Annotated in this window: 11 protein-coding genes; 8 read left to right on the forward strand and 3 right to left on the reverse strand. The window is 46.8% G+C overall.

The window, feature by feature from the left end; translation table 11 throughout:
- Positions 1–150: 150 nt before the first annotated feature.
- The 5 genes from EKM73_RS08175 to EKM73_RS08195 all read left to right on the forward strand — a co-directional run bounded on the left by EKM73_RS08175 (position 151) and on the right by EKM73_RS08195 (position 10,267).
- Positions 151–1,056, forward strand: a complete 906-nt coding sequence (locus tag EKM73_RS08175) for a helix-turn-helix domain-containing protein (RefSeq protein ID WP_125701472.1) — start codon at positions 151–153, stop codon at positions 1,054–1,056.
- Between the two features lie 431 nt (positions 1,057–1,487).
- Positions 1,488–2,987 carry an MFS transporter gene (locus tag EKM73_RS08180; protein ID WP_125701473.1) on the forward strand — a complete coding sequence of 500 codons (1,500 nt, stop codon included), beginning with the start codon at positions 1,488–1,490 and terminating at the stop codon, positions 2,985–2,987.
- Positions 2,988–3,035: 48 nt separating this feature from the next.
- Positions 3,036–4,691, forward strand: coding sequence for a glycoside hydrolase family 43 protein (locus EKM73_RS08185; protein WP_125701474.1), 1,656 nt, complete (start codon positions 3,036–3,038; stop codon positions 4,689–4,691).
- A gap of 409 nt (positions 4,692–5,100) precedes the next feature.
- Positions 5,101–6,933 (forward strand): DUF2207 domain-containing protein, encoded by a 1,833-nt coding sequence (locus EKM73_RS08190; RefSeq protein ID WP_125701475.1) that lies wholly within the window; start codon positions 5,101–5,103, stop codon positions 6,931–6,933.
- A 238-nt stretch (positions 6,934–7,171) separates the two neighbouring features.
- On the forward strand, positions 7,172–10,267 hold the full coding sequence (locus tag EKM73_RS08195; protein WP_125701476.1) for a YfhO family protein: 3,096 nt from the start codon (positions 7,172–7,174) through the stop codon (positions 10,265–10,267).
- 175 nt (positions 10,268–10,442) lie between these two features.
- Here EKM73_RS08195 and EKM73_RS08200 read toward each other — a convergent pair whose 3' ends face one another.
- Positions 10,443–11,753: an NCS2 family permease gene (locus tag EKM73_RS08200; protein ID WP_125701477.1), complete on the reverse strand. Its 1,311-nt coding sequence runs from the start codon at positions 11,751–11,753 to the stop codon at positions 10,443–10,445.
- Positions 11,754–11,956: 203 nt separating this feature from the next.
- Positions 11,957–12,940, reverse strand: coding sequence for an aldo/keto reductase (locus EKM73_RS08205; RefSeq protein ID WP_125701478.1), 984 nt, complete (start codon positions 12,938–12,940; stop codon positions 11,957–11,959).
- Between the two features lie 157 nt (positions 12,941–13,097).
- On the opposite strand from EKM73_RS08205, the gene EKM73_RS08210 reads away from it, so the two are divergent.
- The 3 genes from EKM73_RS08210 (at position 13,098) to EKM73_RS08220 (ending at position 15,304) form a co-directional block, all read left to right on the forward strand.
- Entirely contained in the window at positions 13,098–13,700 is a 603-nt protein-coding gene (locus EKM73_RS08210) for an NAD(P)-binding oxidoreductase (protein ID WP_125701479.1), read from the forward strand.
- Positions 13,701–13,778: 78 nt separating this feature from the next.
- On the forward strand, positions 13,779–14,153 hold the full coding sequence (locus EKM73_RS08215; RefSeq protein ID WP_225421350.1) for a hypothetical protein: 375 nt from the start codon (positions 13,779–13,781) through the stop codon (positions 14,151–14,153).
- Between the two features lie 128 nt (positions 14,154–14,281).
- Complete coding sequence (locus tag EKM73_RS08220) at positions 14,282–15,304, forward strand: polysaccharide deacetylase family protein (RefSeq protein ID WP_125701481.1); 1,023 nt, start codon at positions 14,282–14,284, stop codon at positions 15,302–15,304.
- A 51-nt stretch (positions 15,305–15,355) separates the two neighbouring features.
- On the opposite strand, the gene EKM73_RS08225 is transcribed toward EKM73_RS08220, so the two are convergent.
- Positions 15,356–16,498, reverse strand: a complete 1,143-nt coding sequence (locus tag EKM73_RS08225; protein WP_125701482.1) for an ArgE/DapE family deacylase — start codon at positions 16,496–16,498, stop codon at positions 15,356–15,358.
- Positions 16,499–16,635 lie beyond the last annotated feature (137 nt).

The raw sequence follows: 16,635 nt of genomic DNA on the forward strand, positions 1-16,635 counted from the left end.
GACCGAATTGGGGCGGTTGGATGAGGTTAGTTGTTTATTTTTACCAACTTAGCGGTTATAATGAGCTTATAACAGTAAAGCGGTTACAAAATGGAGGAGTCGCTTGATTAGTTTGGGAGGAGTTGGCGTGAAGACTGAGGAGGTTTTATCATGAAGCGCTTTGTTTCATTACCAGTCGTAGATTCCAGCCTCTACTTATTTGGCGGTCATATGCGAACGGTTCCCGGAGGCTGGCAGTTTTTTGAGCAAAAACACCAAGCCTTTGAGTTAATGTGCGTGATTGATGGGCGCCAAACAACAGAAATTAAGAACTTGACTACGTACGATTATGGTGCGGGGGATACTATTATCATTTCTCCCGGGACGTTGCATACGAACCAAAATAGTAGTGCAGATCAGGATATGACTTATATTTGTTTCCATTTCAACATCGAAAATTTGGCGTTGAAATCAGAAATTATTGGTAAGATCGCGAATACAGTCATTCCTGCCAGTCAGCCGATTGCACAGTCTGCGGTGAAAACGGCTAAAAAGATGGTAGCGTATAGTGCTGATAAGAAACTGAGTAAGGAACAGGCTAATTTGAAAATTCAAATCGCCGTTTTGGAATTCTTTTATGATTTAACGGAAAATCTGCAGAGCTATGAATCCCGACATGGTGAGAAGTATACGGAAAGTGAAGCCAAGACCAGCCGTCAGATTGCGACGATGATCAAGGAACGGATCGAGCGGGATGAGGCGGTTAACTTTACGTTTGGCGATATTTGCCAAAAGATTGGGATCAGTAGTGGTTACGGACACCGGACATTTAAAAAGGTTTACGGGGTCACACCACTCCACTACATCGAGAGTCAGAAGTATAACAAAGCTAAGATGCTCCTGGGGTCGCCAGAATATTCGATTGAGGATGTTGCGGATTTGATGGGGGCAAGTAGCGTGTCCAATTTTAGTAAGCAGTTTAAAAAATGGGCCGGCACAACCCCAAGCAAATATCAGCGACAAATGAAGCAAAAACGGCGGGTGCGAACCGTTAAGGAAAGTGGCTACTTCGAGTAGTTTCACGTGCACAAAGTGACAGCTCTGTCCGGTAAAAGGCTAATTTACCGGGCTTTTATTTTGTAAATTAGGTCACAATTTGACTAAAAACAGTCATGAAATAAGATAGCCATTTCTTCTGGAAGCGATTACAATGCAGTTGTAGTTAGCTAACAAAATAAAACAGCGGGTTAGCGTTTGGCCATGCTAAGTTCGTTGTTCTCAAGCTTCAGCGATGAGGCCTGAGAGGATGGTAAATGGAAAGCCGGTTAGCGCTGGCTACGAAATTTACTGAGTTGTTCGATAAACGATGCAGGTTTCAGCAATTTTTTTACCTACCTTGGTTGGTTGCATCTACCAACCAGATGACATAATTTCAATGGACGTCTTCGTAAATCAAATTGACTTACGAAAGGCGTTACAAACATTTCCTTTGAAAGGAGTTTTCGCATATGGCCTCAAATAGTCAGGCTAATGCCACAAATGCCCAAGACAATCCGCACGATGAGTTTGCCAAGCTTTCTTGGCGCGAGCGAATTAGTTATGGTGCCGGGGATTTAGCTCAAAACTTAATCTTTGGTACGATTGGGTCAATGTTACTATTCTACTTAACCACTGTTTACGGGATTTCCGCCGCAGTTGGTGCCACGATTTTCTTAGTTGTTCGTTGGGTCAACGTTTTCTGGGATCCGTGGGTTGGTGCCTTCGTTGATAAGCACAACTTCAAGTCTGGGAAATACCGTCCTTACTTAATTTACTGTGGGATTCCAATGACGATCTTCGCCGCAATGCTCTTCTTGCCAATCGATGCTGTACGAGGCAGCGTTATGTACGCCTTCATCGCTTACTTGGCAACGGCCTTGATCTACTCCTTCGTTAACATTCCTTATGGGGCTTTGAACGCTTCATTAACGCGTGATAACGATGAAGTTTCCACTTTGACTACTGTTCGTATGACTGAAGCCAACATTGGTAACTTATTGGTTTACACTTTCCTGCCATTATTTGTTCAGATGGCTTCTCCTAACCCACAATCAAAAGATATTGGGTTCTTCGGGATTCACATGAACTTAGGGGATTACACCTCACCAAAAGCTGGGAAGGCTTACTTCTTAGTTATGGGTATCTACATGATTATTGGGTTCATCATGTTGATGTGCACTTACTTCGGTATTAAGGAACGGGTCTTACCTACGGCTAAGGAATCTGCTGCCGTTAAGTACTCCGACTTGTGGGTTGAATTTAAGCAAAACAAGCCTTTACAAGTGTTAGGTTCATTCTTCCTGATTGGCTTTACCTTCATGTTCTTCGGGAACACTGTATGGCCATTCTACATGCAATACAACATCGGTCACTCCGAATGGATGGCTTCCATTAACTTGGTTGGTTCCATTCCTGGTATCTTCTTGGTATTCTTATGGCCAATCATCCGTAAGAAGATTGGGAAGCGTCAATTCTTCTACGCATTCTTGGCTCTGTTCATTGTTGGGACGTTAGTTCTGTGGGCTTGGGCTATGCCAGCCTTCAAGAATGCCACTGCTCTTGGTTACATTGGTCGTTTCTTACAACAATGGGGGATCACTGCTGCTACTGGTTACATGTGGTCATTGGTTCCAGAAGTTGTTTCTTACGGTGAATACAAGTCTAAGAAGCGTGTGGCTGGTATCATCAACGCCATCATGGGTCTGTTCTTCAAGATTGGGTTAGCACTTGGTGGGATCATCCCTGGTTACATCAACGCCTTCTTCAAGTTTGATGGGACTAAGACGAGCCAAACTTCTGGTGCTTTGATGGGTATCCAATGGTCAATGATCTGGTTACCAATCATCTTTGCCCTGATCGCTATGTGGATCATGAGTAAATACACCTTGTCTGATGCCGACGTTAAGCGGATGAACGAAGAACTTAACGCTGATCGTCAAGCTGAACTTGATGCAGCTGACGAAAGTTAGACTTTAACTCTAGTTAACTAATTTTGTTAAGGAAAGGAAGATTCTTTTATGAAGATTCAAAACCCCGTTTTACCTGGTTTTAACGCGGATCCTAGCATGATTCGGGTTGACGACACGTACTACATTGCTAACTCGACGTTTGAATGGTTCCCTGGTGTTCGTTTACATGAATCCAAGGACATGGTTCACTGGAACTTATTACCATCACCACTTTCAACAACTAAATTGTTGGACATGGTTGGTAACCCTGCATCTGGTGGTATTTGGGCACCAGACTTGAGCTACGCTGATGGCAAGTTCTGGTTGATCTACACCGATGTTAAAATCACCGACGGTCCATTTAAGGACATGACCAACTACTTAACCACGGCTACGGATATCCGCGGACCATGGACTGACCCAATCAAGGTCAATGGTGTTGGTTTCGATGCTTCCTTGTTCCATGACGATGATGGTCGCAAGTACCTGGTTCAACAAACCTGGGATCACCGTGAATATCATCACCCATTCGACGGGATTACCTTGACTGAATTTGACACTGACACGATGAAACTGAAGCCAGAAACGGCCCGGAACCTTTACAATGGGACCGACGTTAAACTGGTTGAAGGTCCACATCTGTACAAGATCAACGGTTACTACTACCTGTTCGCTGCTCAAGGTGGGACTGTCTTTACCCACCAAGAAGTTGTTGCACGTTCTAAGACGCTCGACAAGTTATCCTTCGAAAGCGAACCAGATGGCCCATTCATCACCAACATGGATACGCCAGACTTCTACTTACAAAAGCAAGGTCATGGTGCCTTAGTTAACACACCAGGTGGTGAATGGTACTACGCATCATTGGTATCTCGTCCTTGGAACCACAAGAACGAATCTGCTTATGACCCACGTGGTTGGAGCACGCTTGGTCGTGAAACTTCCATTCAAAAGGTTGAATGGGACGATGCTGGTTGGCCACGCGTTGTCGGCGGTCATGGTGGTCAAGTTGAGGTTGAAGCACCTAAGGATGCTATCTTGACGAAGGCCCCTAAAGACCACTCACAACACGATGAATTCGACAAGTCAGAACTCGACTTGAACTGGAACACCTTACGTCAACCATTCACCAAGAAGTTGGGGACGGTCGGCAATGGTGAATTGAAGTTAGTTGGTAACCAATCATTATCCAGCAACTTTGACGTTTCCTTTGTTGCACGTCGTTGGCAAGCATTTAACTTTGATGCTGAAACCAAAGTTAAGTTCGACCCATACACGTATCAACAAATGGCCGGTTTGGCTAACTTCTACAACGACAAGCACTATTCTTCAATCTTCATCACTTGGGATGAAAAGAAGGGCCACGTTATCGAAGTTGCCCAAAACGACGACAACAACTACACGTCTTACTTAAAGGACGATGCAATTGCTATTCCTGATGGTACCGAATACGTTTGGTTCCGGACGAAGGTTCGCAAGCAATCTTACACTTACGAATACTCATTTGACGGTAAGAAGTGGGAAACTGTTCCAGTTGAACTGGATGCAGCTATTCTCTCTGACGACTATGTCTTACAGACTTCTGGTGGGTTCTTCACTGGTGCCTTCGTTGGATTATACGCTGTCGACTACGCTGGTTACGGCCAAGCCGCTACGTTCGATCACTTCGACTACCAAGAATTACCTGACAACGTTGCTTCCGAAAACCTGGTTTCTGAGGACTAATTGATTGGCACAGTTCTCAGCTGGGTGTATGATAGCGCCAAGGTAATGAATCGGTGAACTGGATTGAGACCGTTTTGTCGGTCAATTTGCCGGGGCATAACCGGTGCTAGCAACAGATGAAGTATGTAAATATGTAGAGAAAGTCCCCCCGAGTAATCGGAGGGGCTTTTTCTGTTCGGGGTTAACTGTGACTTTACAGGAGTGTGGATCGGATAGCGAGGATGTTGCCTCGCTTTCGTTTTACCCGTTAAGCAGTCGTCAAAAGTGATGAATGATTGGGTGAAATGATTGCGAGTCAGAAGCTTAGGCATCGGCTAGTCAGTCTGGTAAGCTAAATAATCAAGTACATTGCGAGTTGGGCCTTACTGCTAGCTATGCTAAAATGTGGGTAGTAAGAAGGGGTGGTTGAATGCTGAAAAGACGGGGATTCTGGGGCTTGATTTTAGGATTACTGGTAGGATTACTATTCTGTGTGGTGGGTCAATCTGTACAGGCAAATGCAGACTATACGATTTCACCATATCGGGTAAATGTTCAGGTCCTTAAGAATGGAGATGCTAACGTCACCCAAACGATGACGTACCAGTTTGATGACGACTATCATGGGGTATTTGATGTCCAGGATATGCGCGGTATTCAGGGCGGCCAATTGACCGATGTGCAGTATCAAGTCAATAATGGCGGTACTGTATCTGGGGTATCAGCAACTGATGGTCAAAACGGGAGTTATGAATTAACGCAAAATAAGCACCGGATGAAGGTCAAACTATATCAAACGGTAAGTGACGGTGACCAGATGACCGTGACGTATCGGTTCCATCTGCGAGGGATCATTAAGAATTATCGCGATACCGCGGAACTGAATTGGAAGGTCATTGGGACTGGCTGGGATGTGCAGTTAAACCACGTTAAGGTTACGATTCAACTGCCACAGACAAAAATCTCTAAGCTTCAGGCTTGGACGCATGGCCCATTATCTGGGCACACGCAGGTCGATCGTCAGCAGGGAAGAGTGGTCATGACGGTTGCGCAAAATCCAGCAGAATCATTCGTTGAAAGTCATCTGTTATTTCCAACGACAGTGACAGCAACGAATACTAATAAGGTGGCAAAAGACCGCTTAGTGGCGGCACAGCAACAAGAAGCTAAGTTAGCTCGGCAGGCGAATCAGAAGCGCCAGCAGTCACTGTGGCTACGGCGTGGTGTTTTTCTAGCATTGGTTATCTTGTTGATTGGTTTTGGGGCGCGCTCGTGGCGCTGGTATCATCGCCATCCAGCGAATAAATACACACACCCAACGCCGATTAACCATTCGTTTGAGGTTCCAGGAGTTACACCGGCTTTGGCTCGGTCATTAGCCGATGGGATGTCACCTAATACGGATGCTTTAGCTGGTGAAATTTTGGCTGCGGCAGCGCGGAAAGAGATTACGTTAGAACCTGTCAAAAATGGGCGTAAGGATACTGTGAAGCTAATTAAAAATGGAGAACAGACCAACAGCTTCCTTGATAAGTGTTTTGCGAAAATCGGTAGTGACGATAGTTTCACCCTGCAGGAATTGAAAAAATTTGGCAAACACGATAAAACTGATGAGCTGAATAAGTGGTTTAGCGAGTGGCAAGAGTCGGTTGATAATGTGGCAGATGCTTATTACGATGAAAATAATTTAAATTTGCGTGAACGACTCATTGGGACACGACTGGGTTTGAGCGCCTTGATTATACTCACGGCGGCAGCTAGTTGGTTGCTGGGAGCAACGGCCGGTAAGATTGGTATCGTGAGTGGTCTCGTTGTCTTGATCGCATTCTGGGTACTGGTTGGTCGATTCTATCGGCATATCGATCGAAATAATGCTAAGGGCTTGGTACAAGTTAACGAATTAACTGGGTTTCGGCGGATGTTAAAAGACATTGGTCACTTCAACACGGCGGAAATTGGTGATTTAATCCTGTGGGAACAAATCTTGCCATATGCGGCAGCTTTTGGACTAGCGCAAAAGGTCGCCGACAAGCTCGCTGTAGATTTTGGTTCAGCGGCGTTGGATACAGATCTAGTTGTCTTCTATCCTTTATTCTACGGTGGGCTTGGTTTGCCACTTGGTGATGCTTTGAGTGATAGTTTGTCCACTGCCTTACAGTCAGCCGATACTAGTACTGACAGTTCAATTTCTGGCGGTTCCGGTGGCTTTTCTGGCGGCAGCTCCGGCGGATTTGGCGGCGGTTCTGGTGGTGGTGCATTTTAGGTAGCAAGTAGAAATCCTCTGAAGATTCACCTGCAACGGCGAATCCCCAGAGGATTTTCATCGTAATTTGCTAAAATAATGAAGGGATTTTATGTGTTGTAGCGCTTGTTCCACATGAAACATTACAATGCCGTATCGTTTGGTGAGAATGATTGACACGGTGGGCCTGGCTTTGTAAATTGGAGACATAGTGGTTCATTTGGAACCCGTATTTTAGAAATTCACTGGAGGTCTCATCATGGAAATCGCACACCACCGGTGGCCGTTGTGGATTCTGTATTCCGCGGCTTTTATGGTGATTGCGGCGTTTAGCTTTGGCATCTTTATTGTCGCTAATCGTACGTTGATTTGGAATATGGATGGGGTGACCCAACATTATCCTTTAATGTTGGAACTTCACCACTTACTAACAAAGTCAGGACTAGCCGGTGTGACGGGCTGGTCATGGACCTTTGGTTTAGGGGCGGACAAACTCACGACTTTGGCCTATTACGTGCTAGGAGACCCATTTGCCTACTTATTGGCATTACTACCAACCCATTTAATTGAAGCCGGGTATGGTTGGTTTGTTATTCTGCGGTTGTATGCATCGGGACTGGCTTTCTTGGCGTTTACTCGTTGCTACGCGTTCAAGCCGTTCAGTCGGCTATTAGGCGCCCTGACGTACGCATTTGCCGGTTACTCCCTCATGATTGGTGTGCATCATCCCTTCTTCATCTTACCCATGATCTGGTTACCCCTGTTATTTCTAGGAATCGACCGCGTATTACGTGGAAAGGGCTGGGCCTTTCTCGGGGCGATGACCGGCCTGACCGTCTTGAGCAATTTTTATTTTGCCTACATATTAGGATTGGGCAGCTTGATCTATGCTGTTATTCGATATTTGAGTTTGAAAGAACAGGGACAGCTCCAGGTGAAGTTATGGCGCGTCGTCGGCCGACTGGTTGCCGCTGCGGTGGCGGGACTGCTCCTGGCGGGAATCTTATTGGTGCCATCGATCGTCATGATGTTGGGCTCTACCAGAGCCGGCAGTATCTTCGCTAACGGCTTGTGGTTGTATCCTGCGAGTTATTACCTAAAATTGGGAAATGCAGTCCTCACAACGGGAAATCCACTGAGTTATTGGGCCGTCTTTGGTATGACGGGGATTGCCTTTCTAGGGTGCATGTATACCCTCGTTCATTGGCGGCAATATCGGACACTAGCTGGAACACTTGTCTTAGTTGTTGTTGGCTTGTTTTTTCCGGCAGTCGCCGCATTTTTTAATGTGTTCTCGACACCGTCTAATCGGTGGTTGTTACTGGTGACGGTTCCCGTTAGTCTGGCGACAATGGTGCTATTGGATCATGTTACGCAATTGAGTCGGCTGGATCGTTGGTGGCTTGGAGGAAGTGCAGCCGGTCTTTTAGCCGTTGTGTACCTCAGCAATGGCCTGATTTTTAGTAATCCGGCGCGAAACCTGATTACCTATGGGCTATTTCTGGCAACGGTGGCCATTCTATTAGGAAGTACCCAACAACCCGCGCGGCTAACACTGACCTTGGTCGGTGTCTTGTTAGGTTTGAATTTAATCAATAATGCGTGGGGGTATTATGACCCCAACGCCAGTCCGCAGGCGACCCAACAGCTGCGTAAGGGGGATGCCACGGCTTATATTCGCGATTATTACGATGGCGCGGAACGTGCAGTACAGCGAGAGAAAACCTTTTCCCGGAGTAATACAACGTCGAATTTCAACCTACTGCGAACCGTAGGAAATAATATGGCGATGACCCATGGATTGCCGGGCCTCATGTCTTATTTTTCTGTTCAAAATGGGTCGGTCGGTCAGTTTAGCCAAGATATTCAAAATTCAGAATACACGATGAATTCGCCAATCGGGCAAGGTGATGACCGCTCGTCTCTGAATCATTTACTAGGCGTCAAGACCATCTTTGCTCGAGAAGACCAAGTGACCAATGACGCGGCCTTGCCGTACGGTTATCATGCTGAGAAAAAGATTTATCCAGAGCAGGCCGTTTATGGGCTGTCCAATGGGGTGGGGACGCAGCGGTTAACCACGACCCTTAACTTCCCATTAGTCTATACGCAACCTCAAGCATTGACGGCAAAGCAGTGGGACCGACTCTCCGCAGTCAATCGTGAGCGCAGTTTAACACAGGTTGCCATGACCCAAAAGAAAGTGGCAGGAGTGCAGACGGCTAAGTATCATTCACCAGCCCGAACGCTGGCTTATACGGTAACTCCGGACGTTATCCCGGTTATTGATAGTCCGAATAAAGTTGTGCAGTATCGGTTGGCACAGGCATTGGCTGGGCAAAAGAAGGGCCTCAATGACAAGCAATTAGATAATTATGGAAGTTCAGTGACTGCCCCGAAGTTAACCGTTGATCAGAATGGACTCATCAGTCAGAAGGATGAGCAAAAGTATGCTGACCAGGTGCAACTGAATCAGAACCGTACGCAATTGGATCGAGTTCTGACGGCTAATCAGCAGATTCTTCAGGATACGATTACGGCTAATCAGCATGGGCTACGCCAGCTAACGAGTGATGTTCAGGGAAATCAGATCAAGTATACGTTGACCTTGAAGCGGCCTAAACAGACCCAGGGAACGGAATTGTATCTGGCTTTGGATGGCATTAGTGCCAAACGACTGACCACGTCGCAACAGTTACGGGATCAGGATAACACCAGTATTTTAGGCAATACACCACGCTCAAATCTGACGAAGCTGAATGATTGGCGAGATGCGGTCCAGAATCCAGATATGGGAGATTACTGGGTTAAAGTTAAGACACGTAATGAGACAAATAGTTTTTCTCAGTTCGGGATTGATAATCTTTCGGATTACGAACCGAAGCATCAAGTCTTATTGAACCTCGGTTATTCAAAGCAACGGCGACAGACGATTGACGTGACGTTTAATGCGACCCGTCAGATTGATTTCAAAGCCGTTAAGCTTATCGCAATGCCATATGGCCAATCCTACGATCAACAGGTACACGCCGCTCAACGACGTGGCCTGAAGAATGTGACCGTTAGTGCTAATCGGGTGACTGGGAATCTGAAAACGACCCAGACCAGCGTTCTAACCACGTCGATCCCTTACTCTAAGGGTTGGCGGTTGAAGGTTGATGGCCGACCAGTTGACACGCAGGTCGTTAATGATGGCTTTGTCGGTGCTCGCCTGTCTGCTGGAGAGCATCACATTCAACTGACCTATCACACACCTGGATTTATTCTGGGGTGCTGGCTGACGGTGCTAGGCAGTATGGTGTTGATTGGTGCTGGTAGCTGGCATTGGTGGCGTCATCCACAGCATCGGCACTAAAAATAACCTAGGAAATTTTTTACTCAGTTGTGTTTTAACCCGGGTTATAACGTTACAGATAGACAAAGCGTGTTCAATTCCATTAGGGACTGAACACGCTTTTTATAATTTTGATGGGAAGCGATGGTATGGAAAAGCCCGTGAGCCCATATTTAATGAGGTCACGGACTTAGCATTAATCAGCGTTTAAGATCCAAAGGAAGAGGATAAAGACAACGGCCAAGCCGTACATCATAGGGCCAACTTCCTTACCCCGCTTAGCAGCGATCATCGTCAATGGGTAGGTGATGAAGCCTAAAGCAATCCCATCTGAGATGCTGTAAGTCAAGGGCATACCCAAGACAATCAGGAAGGCTGGGGCGGCGACTTCGAACTTTTCCCAGTGAATGCTCTTCAGGGATTGGGCCATCAGGACACCCACGATAATCAAGGCAGGGGCGGTGACTTGGTTTGTCACTACGGCCAGCAATGGGGAGAAGAAGGCACCAAGAATGAAGAGGATGGCTGTCACAATTGCCGTGAAGCCAGAGCGACCACCGACCGCGATTCCGGCGGAGGATTCAACGAAAGCCCCCATTGGAGAAGTCCCAAGTAAAGAACCGGCGACCATTGTGGTGGAATCGGCCATCAGTGCCTTACCGATACGGGGAATCTTATTGTCTTTAACCAAGCCAGCTTGTTCTGCTAAGCCGACTAACGTTCCCGTCGTATCGAAGAAGGTTACCAATAAGAAGGTCAGAACGACGACAACTAACTGTAAAGAATTGATACTACCAACGTGGGTCAGTCCGACCATGAAGGTTGAACTAATGCTAGGAATACCGGCAACAATATGGGCAGGCATTGGAATCAAGCCCGTGATTAAACCCAAAATTGAGTTAGCGACCATCCCGATAAAGATGGCGCCAGGGACCTTGGCGCTCATTAACACTAACGTTACCAGCAGACCAAAGATGGTCAACCAAGTACTGCCGACCTGTAAGGAGCCAAGTGTGACGACCGTTGATTTGTCAGCGGCAACTAAGCCACCCTGACTCAACCCAATAAAGGCAATAAACAAACCAATTCCGGCGCTGATGGCCATCTTGAGATCTCGTGGAATAGCGTCAACGACTTTTTCCCGCAACTTGAAAGCTGTTAAGATCATAAATAGAATGGAAGCCACAAATACACCGGCCAAAGCCGTTTCCCAAGGAACTTTCATCCCAATGACTACGGAATAGGCGAAGAAGGCGTTGATCCCCAGACTAGCGGAGATGGCGATGGGGTAATTGGCGAGGATACCCATCAGAGCACATCCGAATGCGGAAGCGAAAGCCGTGGCGGTGAAGACCGCCCCCTGGCTAATCCCGGAAGCTCCCAAAACTTGTGGATTAACAAACAGGATGTAAGCCATCGACACGAAGGTTGTGATTCCGGCTAAAATTTCTGTTTTATAATTAGTCCCTAATTCTTCAAACTGAAAAAACTTGGCAATTCTCTGCATCTTAAGCGCTCCCTTAAAACTTAGTAGAACACGAACGTTAGTGGATATTGTTCGTGTTTTAATCTCTAATCACTACTAAAAGAGCTTAACATTTATTTAATGCGAAAGCAATTACGAATTAGAAATTAAATTATAAAAATAAAGTTCGTAAATTAAAAAGGCAGCATGCAAGCCGCTGCCTAACACTATAAATTGGTTTGAATTTAATCTGGGTCTGCTAGGGATTTGCCATTGGCGACAGTCTTGAAGCCAGCAAAGGCAGCGTCGATCGCCTGATATTCAGTAGGAGTCAGTGTCACGGTGAGTGCCTGTGAGTTGGCCGCAACCTGATCTGCCCGTTTAGCACCTGGGATAACAACACTGATCAACGGATTCTGCATATACCAAGCGAGAATTGTTTGGGCAACCGTTGCCTGATGCGCTGCTGCAATCGGCTTGACGGTAGTCAGTGCCTGTAGCGCTTGGCCATACCGGGGCTGCTGAAAGTCACTGATTTGACTACGAATATCGTCAGCCGGGAACGAAACATCGCTATCGTATTTACCGGTCAGCAAGCCAGAAGCCAGGGGAAAGTAAGGAACGAAGCTAATCTGATGGTCCTTGAGATAAGGCATTAGGTCAGACTCGTGGTCCCGGTGGAGCAAGCTAAATTCGTCTTCCACAACGTCGAGGTAACCGTCAGCGTTCGCGTCTTTGATTTGATCGAGGTTAAAGTTTGAAACGCCAATAGCCCGAATCTTACCTTGTTCACGTAGGCGTTGCAGTGCCCCGACCGCTTCGGCCTTTGGCGTTTGCTTATCAGGGAAGTGGATGTAGTAGATATCGAGATAGTCCGTATTCAGACGCTTGAGGCTGGCGTCGACCTGTTGGGTCAGAAAATCGGGATCATTATTAATAACCTGCTCGCCAGTGGAAAAGTCCTGAGCGCCTTTCGTTGCCAAGGCAAAACTGTGACGGTCAAAGTCATGCATGGCCTGACCAACGAGTTCTTCGGAGTGTCCAAGGCCGTAGACAAAGGCCGTATCTAAAAGTTGAATCCCATTGTCGAGGCCGGTTTTGACTAGGTTTAAGCCATCTGTGTCCTGTAAATTGGGAAACAAGTTGTACCCACCGACCGCGTTTGTTCCCAGGCCGAGTGGGGTTGCTTGAACGGCACTTTTACCAATCGTTACCATTTCGTGTGTCATCGTTTGCCTCCTAAATAGATAGATATTGCGCACAACATTACAAGCTCATTATACCGGATTATTAGCGCTAACGATTGCGAGAAGTTTGCCAATGGACTATCAGTGATTGGGGACTTTCTGGTACACTGGGAGGCAAGGAAAAAGGAGCGGATAACAGATGACAACTTATGTAATCGTGGGTGCAACGACATTGGGCCAGAGTGTGGCGCGGCAGTTGGTTACGCAGGCGGACAGCGCGGTTCGTATCGTGCATACTGCCAAAGATCAATTACCGGCGGACCTAGCCGATCAAGTGACGGAGTTTACGGGCGATTTGACGAAGGAAGCGTGCTATCAGGAGGCCTTGAAGGACCAACCGATTGTTTTTTCAGCCTTGACGGGGATGGACGTGGATCTGGCATTCGAAGCACTCTTCGATGCCCAGTACCATCAGCGCCTACAACTGACGCGGTTCGTCATGTTGAGTACGGCCGGCGTTGACCAGGAAGTTACGGGTGAACTGGACTATCCCGGAATTACGGACGTCAAGGAGTACCTTAACCAGCAGCGTTACGCGGCCAAATTGGTCGATGAAGCGGAATTCCCCTATACCATTTTGCGGCCCGTCACGTTGACTGATAATCCGGCAACGACGCCCAAGATCATTAAGGAAGGTGAAGCAGTACCGGCCGGTCATGTTTCACGTGGAACAGTTGCCACGGTTGCCGCTCAGATTACGATTAACGGTGGCTATGACTACCAGTCATTAGCAATTTGCTAAATCTTTCGCAAAGTTTTGCGTTTCCCCTGAAATTATTGTTTGTTGCGGGCAATTATTTGTTAAAATAGGGTCAGTGGGGTGAAGTCATTGGCATTAAATATAGATAGTCAGCAATTACAGGCGATTCGAGAGCGGATGAGTGAAGCCAATCAGCGGGCACACTTCGTTATTTTTCAGTCTGTTGAGAAAAAGACGGGCAAGCCCCTGCGACTTATCACGGATATTGATAGCTTTCAGGCAATTCAGAAGCAACATGCTGAGGACTCCGAAATGACAATTATCCAAGATATCGTACCGATTACGGATGCGCTGGCGCGGTGGGCAATTGCCGAAAATATGGCAGCACAGCAAACAAACGATACCAGCGTCTTAACTGATCTGGAATACTATACCAACGAAGTTCTAAAAGAAAATCACCAGGTCGTTAATCCCCCGGATGACGACCAGAATTAAGTAGCTTAACGATCCTGTTAGGCTATTTTTTTATGTACAAATTTGTAAGGCGTTTTACGGCCGAACCGTTAGTGAAACTGGTAAGATAAAGATAGCTTCAGGGGAGCAATTTTTGAGGAGGTATCGTTATGAAAAAAGGAAAGTGGCATCAGTTAGGGTTGCTGGTGGCAATAGTTGCGTTAATCACGGGGATGGGTGTGTTACCCGCTCAGGCGAAGAGTGTAGCTAAGACAAAGACCGTCACGTTCGGTCAATTAACGAATAAGAATCCTAAACGATTGGCGGCGATTAGACAGGCAGCACGCCAACAGATTCTGACACAGACCCACGCCAAGGGCAGCAAGGTCGCAGCGGTCTACAAGGTTAAGTTACCAAAGAACATGGCGAAGAAGGCCACATTGACTGCTAAAGGATTGCGGATGAATCTGCTAGCTAATTCGTTTAAGGTTAAGCAGATTACGATTCCCTACACGCAGTTAAAAGGAAAAGTATTGAATCATTATCTGCCAAAGACCAACCGTACGAAGGCAATTAAGACGACCAAGATGGTTGCGTTGACCTTTGATGATGGGCCAGACAAGACGCTCACACCACGTCTGCTGAAGACTTTGAAGAAGTACAAGGTCCATGCCACCTTCTTTGAGACGGGGCAGAACGTCAGCCGGTACCCACAAATTTCGCGGGCGGTATTAGCTGGTGGCAATGAATTGGGTAACCATTCATGGAACCATCCAGACTTTAACAGTATCGGTACGGCGAAGACTGTCAGCCAGATTACACGGACCAATCGGGCAATCTATCAAGCCACGGGGACATTGCCACAGTATGTGCGTCCACCATATGGGAACGTCACAGCTGCCGAGGGTCGAGCCGTTGAGCAGCCAGTGATTCGCTGGTCAGTGGATTCTCGTGACTGGGCATACTTGAATAAGAATAAAGATATCAATGAAGTGATGAAAGATACCCGAGGTGGCGACATTATTTTAATGCACGACATCCACTCGCAGTCGGTCGCAGCAGCACCGACGATTATTAAACGCTTGAAGGCCAAGGGCTACAAATTGGTTACGGTTAGTCAATTGTTGAATAATCAAGCTCTGCCAGGGCTGCAGTACTTCGGCGCCCATGATTACCGAACCGTTGGAAAATAAACAATAAAAAACGATTGATTCCACGAATTTCGCAGAACCAATCGTTTTATTTTATGCTAAAAATTCTTGAGCGAGCTGTTGGTAAACGTGTTGAACGTGTAGAAACTGGTCCAGATCCACAAACTCATTAGTTGCATGGGCTTCACTCCATTCGCCGGCACCGTAAACGATGACCGGGAAGGCATTGGCTGACTTGGTAAATTCGGAAGCATCCGTTGCTCCGTGAATGACTTGCAACTGTGTTTCGCGGCCAAATTCCTGATCAGCAATCTTTTTCGTTAATTGGACCAGTGGTGAATTCTGACGACTGATAATTGGTTTGAAACTGTAGTCTACGTGAAGGGTTAGGTGCTCGTCTTTTTCCTGGTTGAGATGATCAACAACGTCATTCAAACGTTGGATAACAGCGGCGTTATCGAATTCAGGGATGGGACGAATATTACCTTGAAGCTCGGCTTTAGCCGGGATGCTATTGACCTGTTCACCACCGTTGAAGACGGTTACGCTGTGTACCAGTGGTCCGAGTTCAGGACTTACCGGTGCATCGTCAAAGGCAGTGGCTTCGGCGGTGATGAATTTAGTTAAGTTTGTGACAGCATTGATACCCTTTTCTGGCATGGAACTATGTGCGCCTAACCCTTGCGAGTAGACGTGGTAGTTGAGGGAGCCATTATGGGCATAAACGATATTACCACCAGTGGGTTCACCAATGATCATGGCACTGAGATCGTCGGCCAAGCCTTGTTCCGTGAGCATTCGTGACCCCATGGCCCCATTCTCTTCACCAACTGTTCCGATGAAGCGAAGTCGGCCATTTAAGGTCGCCTGTTGGTCGGCGAGGGTAAGGAAGGTGATGACCATAGCAGCCAGACCACTCTTCATATCGGCAGCACCACGACCGTAGAGACGCCGTCCTTCAATGTGGGCACTGAACGGATCGAAGGTCCAATCGGCAGGATCACCGGTTGCGACAGTGTCCAGGTGACCAGAGAGGGAGAAGACCTTGTTGCTTGTGGGGTCACCAATCTCAGCAACGAGGTTACTACGTCCATCAGTATAAGGAATCTGCTTGGCCGTAATTCCATGTGCGGCGAAAAGCTTTTGAATATAGGTGGCTACTTCAGCTTCATTACCGTTGACGGAATTAATCTGAATCAACTGCTGTAAAATTTTAATTTGTTCACTATCTTCCATAAAGACAAAGCCCGCTTTCTCATCATTTTTTAATATTAATTCCTAGTGTAGCACGCTCAGCCAGTGTTGGCGACTAATCTGTAAGGAATGCTAAGAATACAACAAAATTTGTAGCAAACATATGTTCGCTTTTGTGC

Source organism: Levilactobacillus fuyuanensis, assembly GCF_003946395.1.
GTDB lineage: Bacteria > Bacillota > Bacilli > Lactobacillales > Lactobacillaceae > Levilactobacillus > Levilactobacillus fuyuanensis.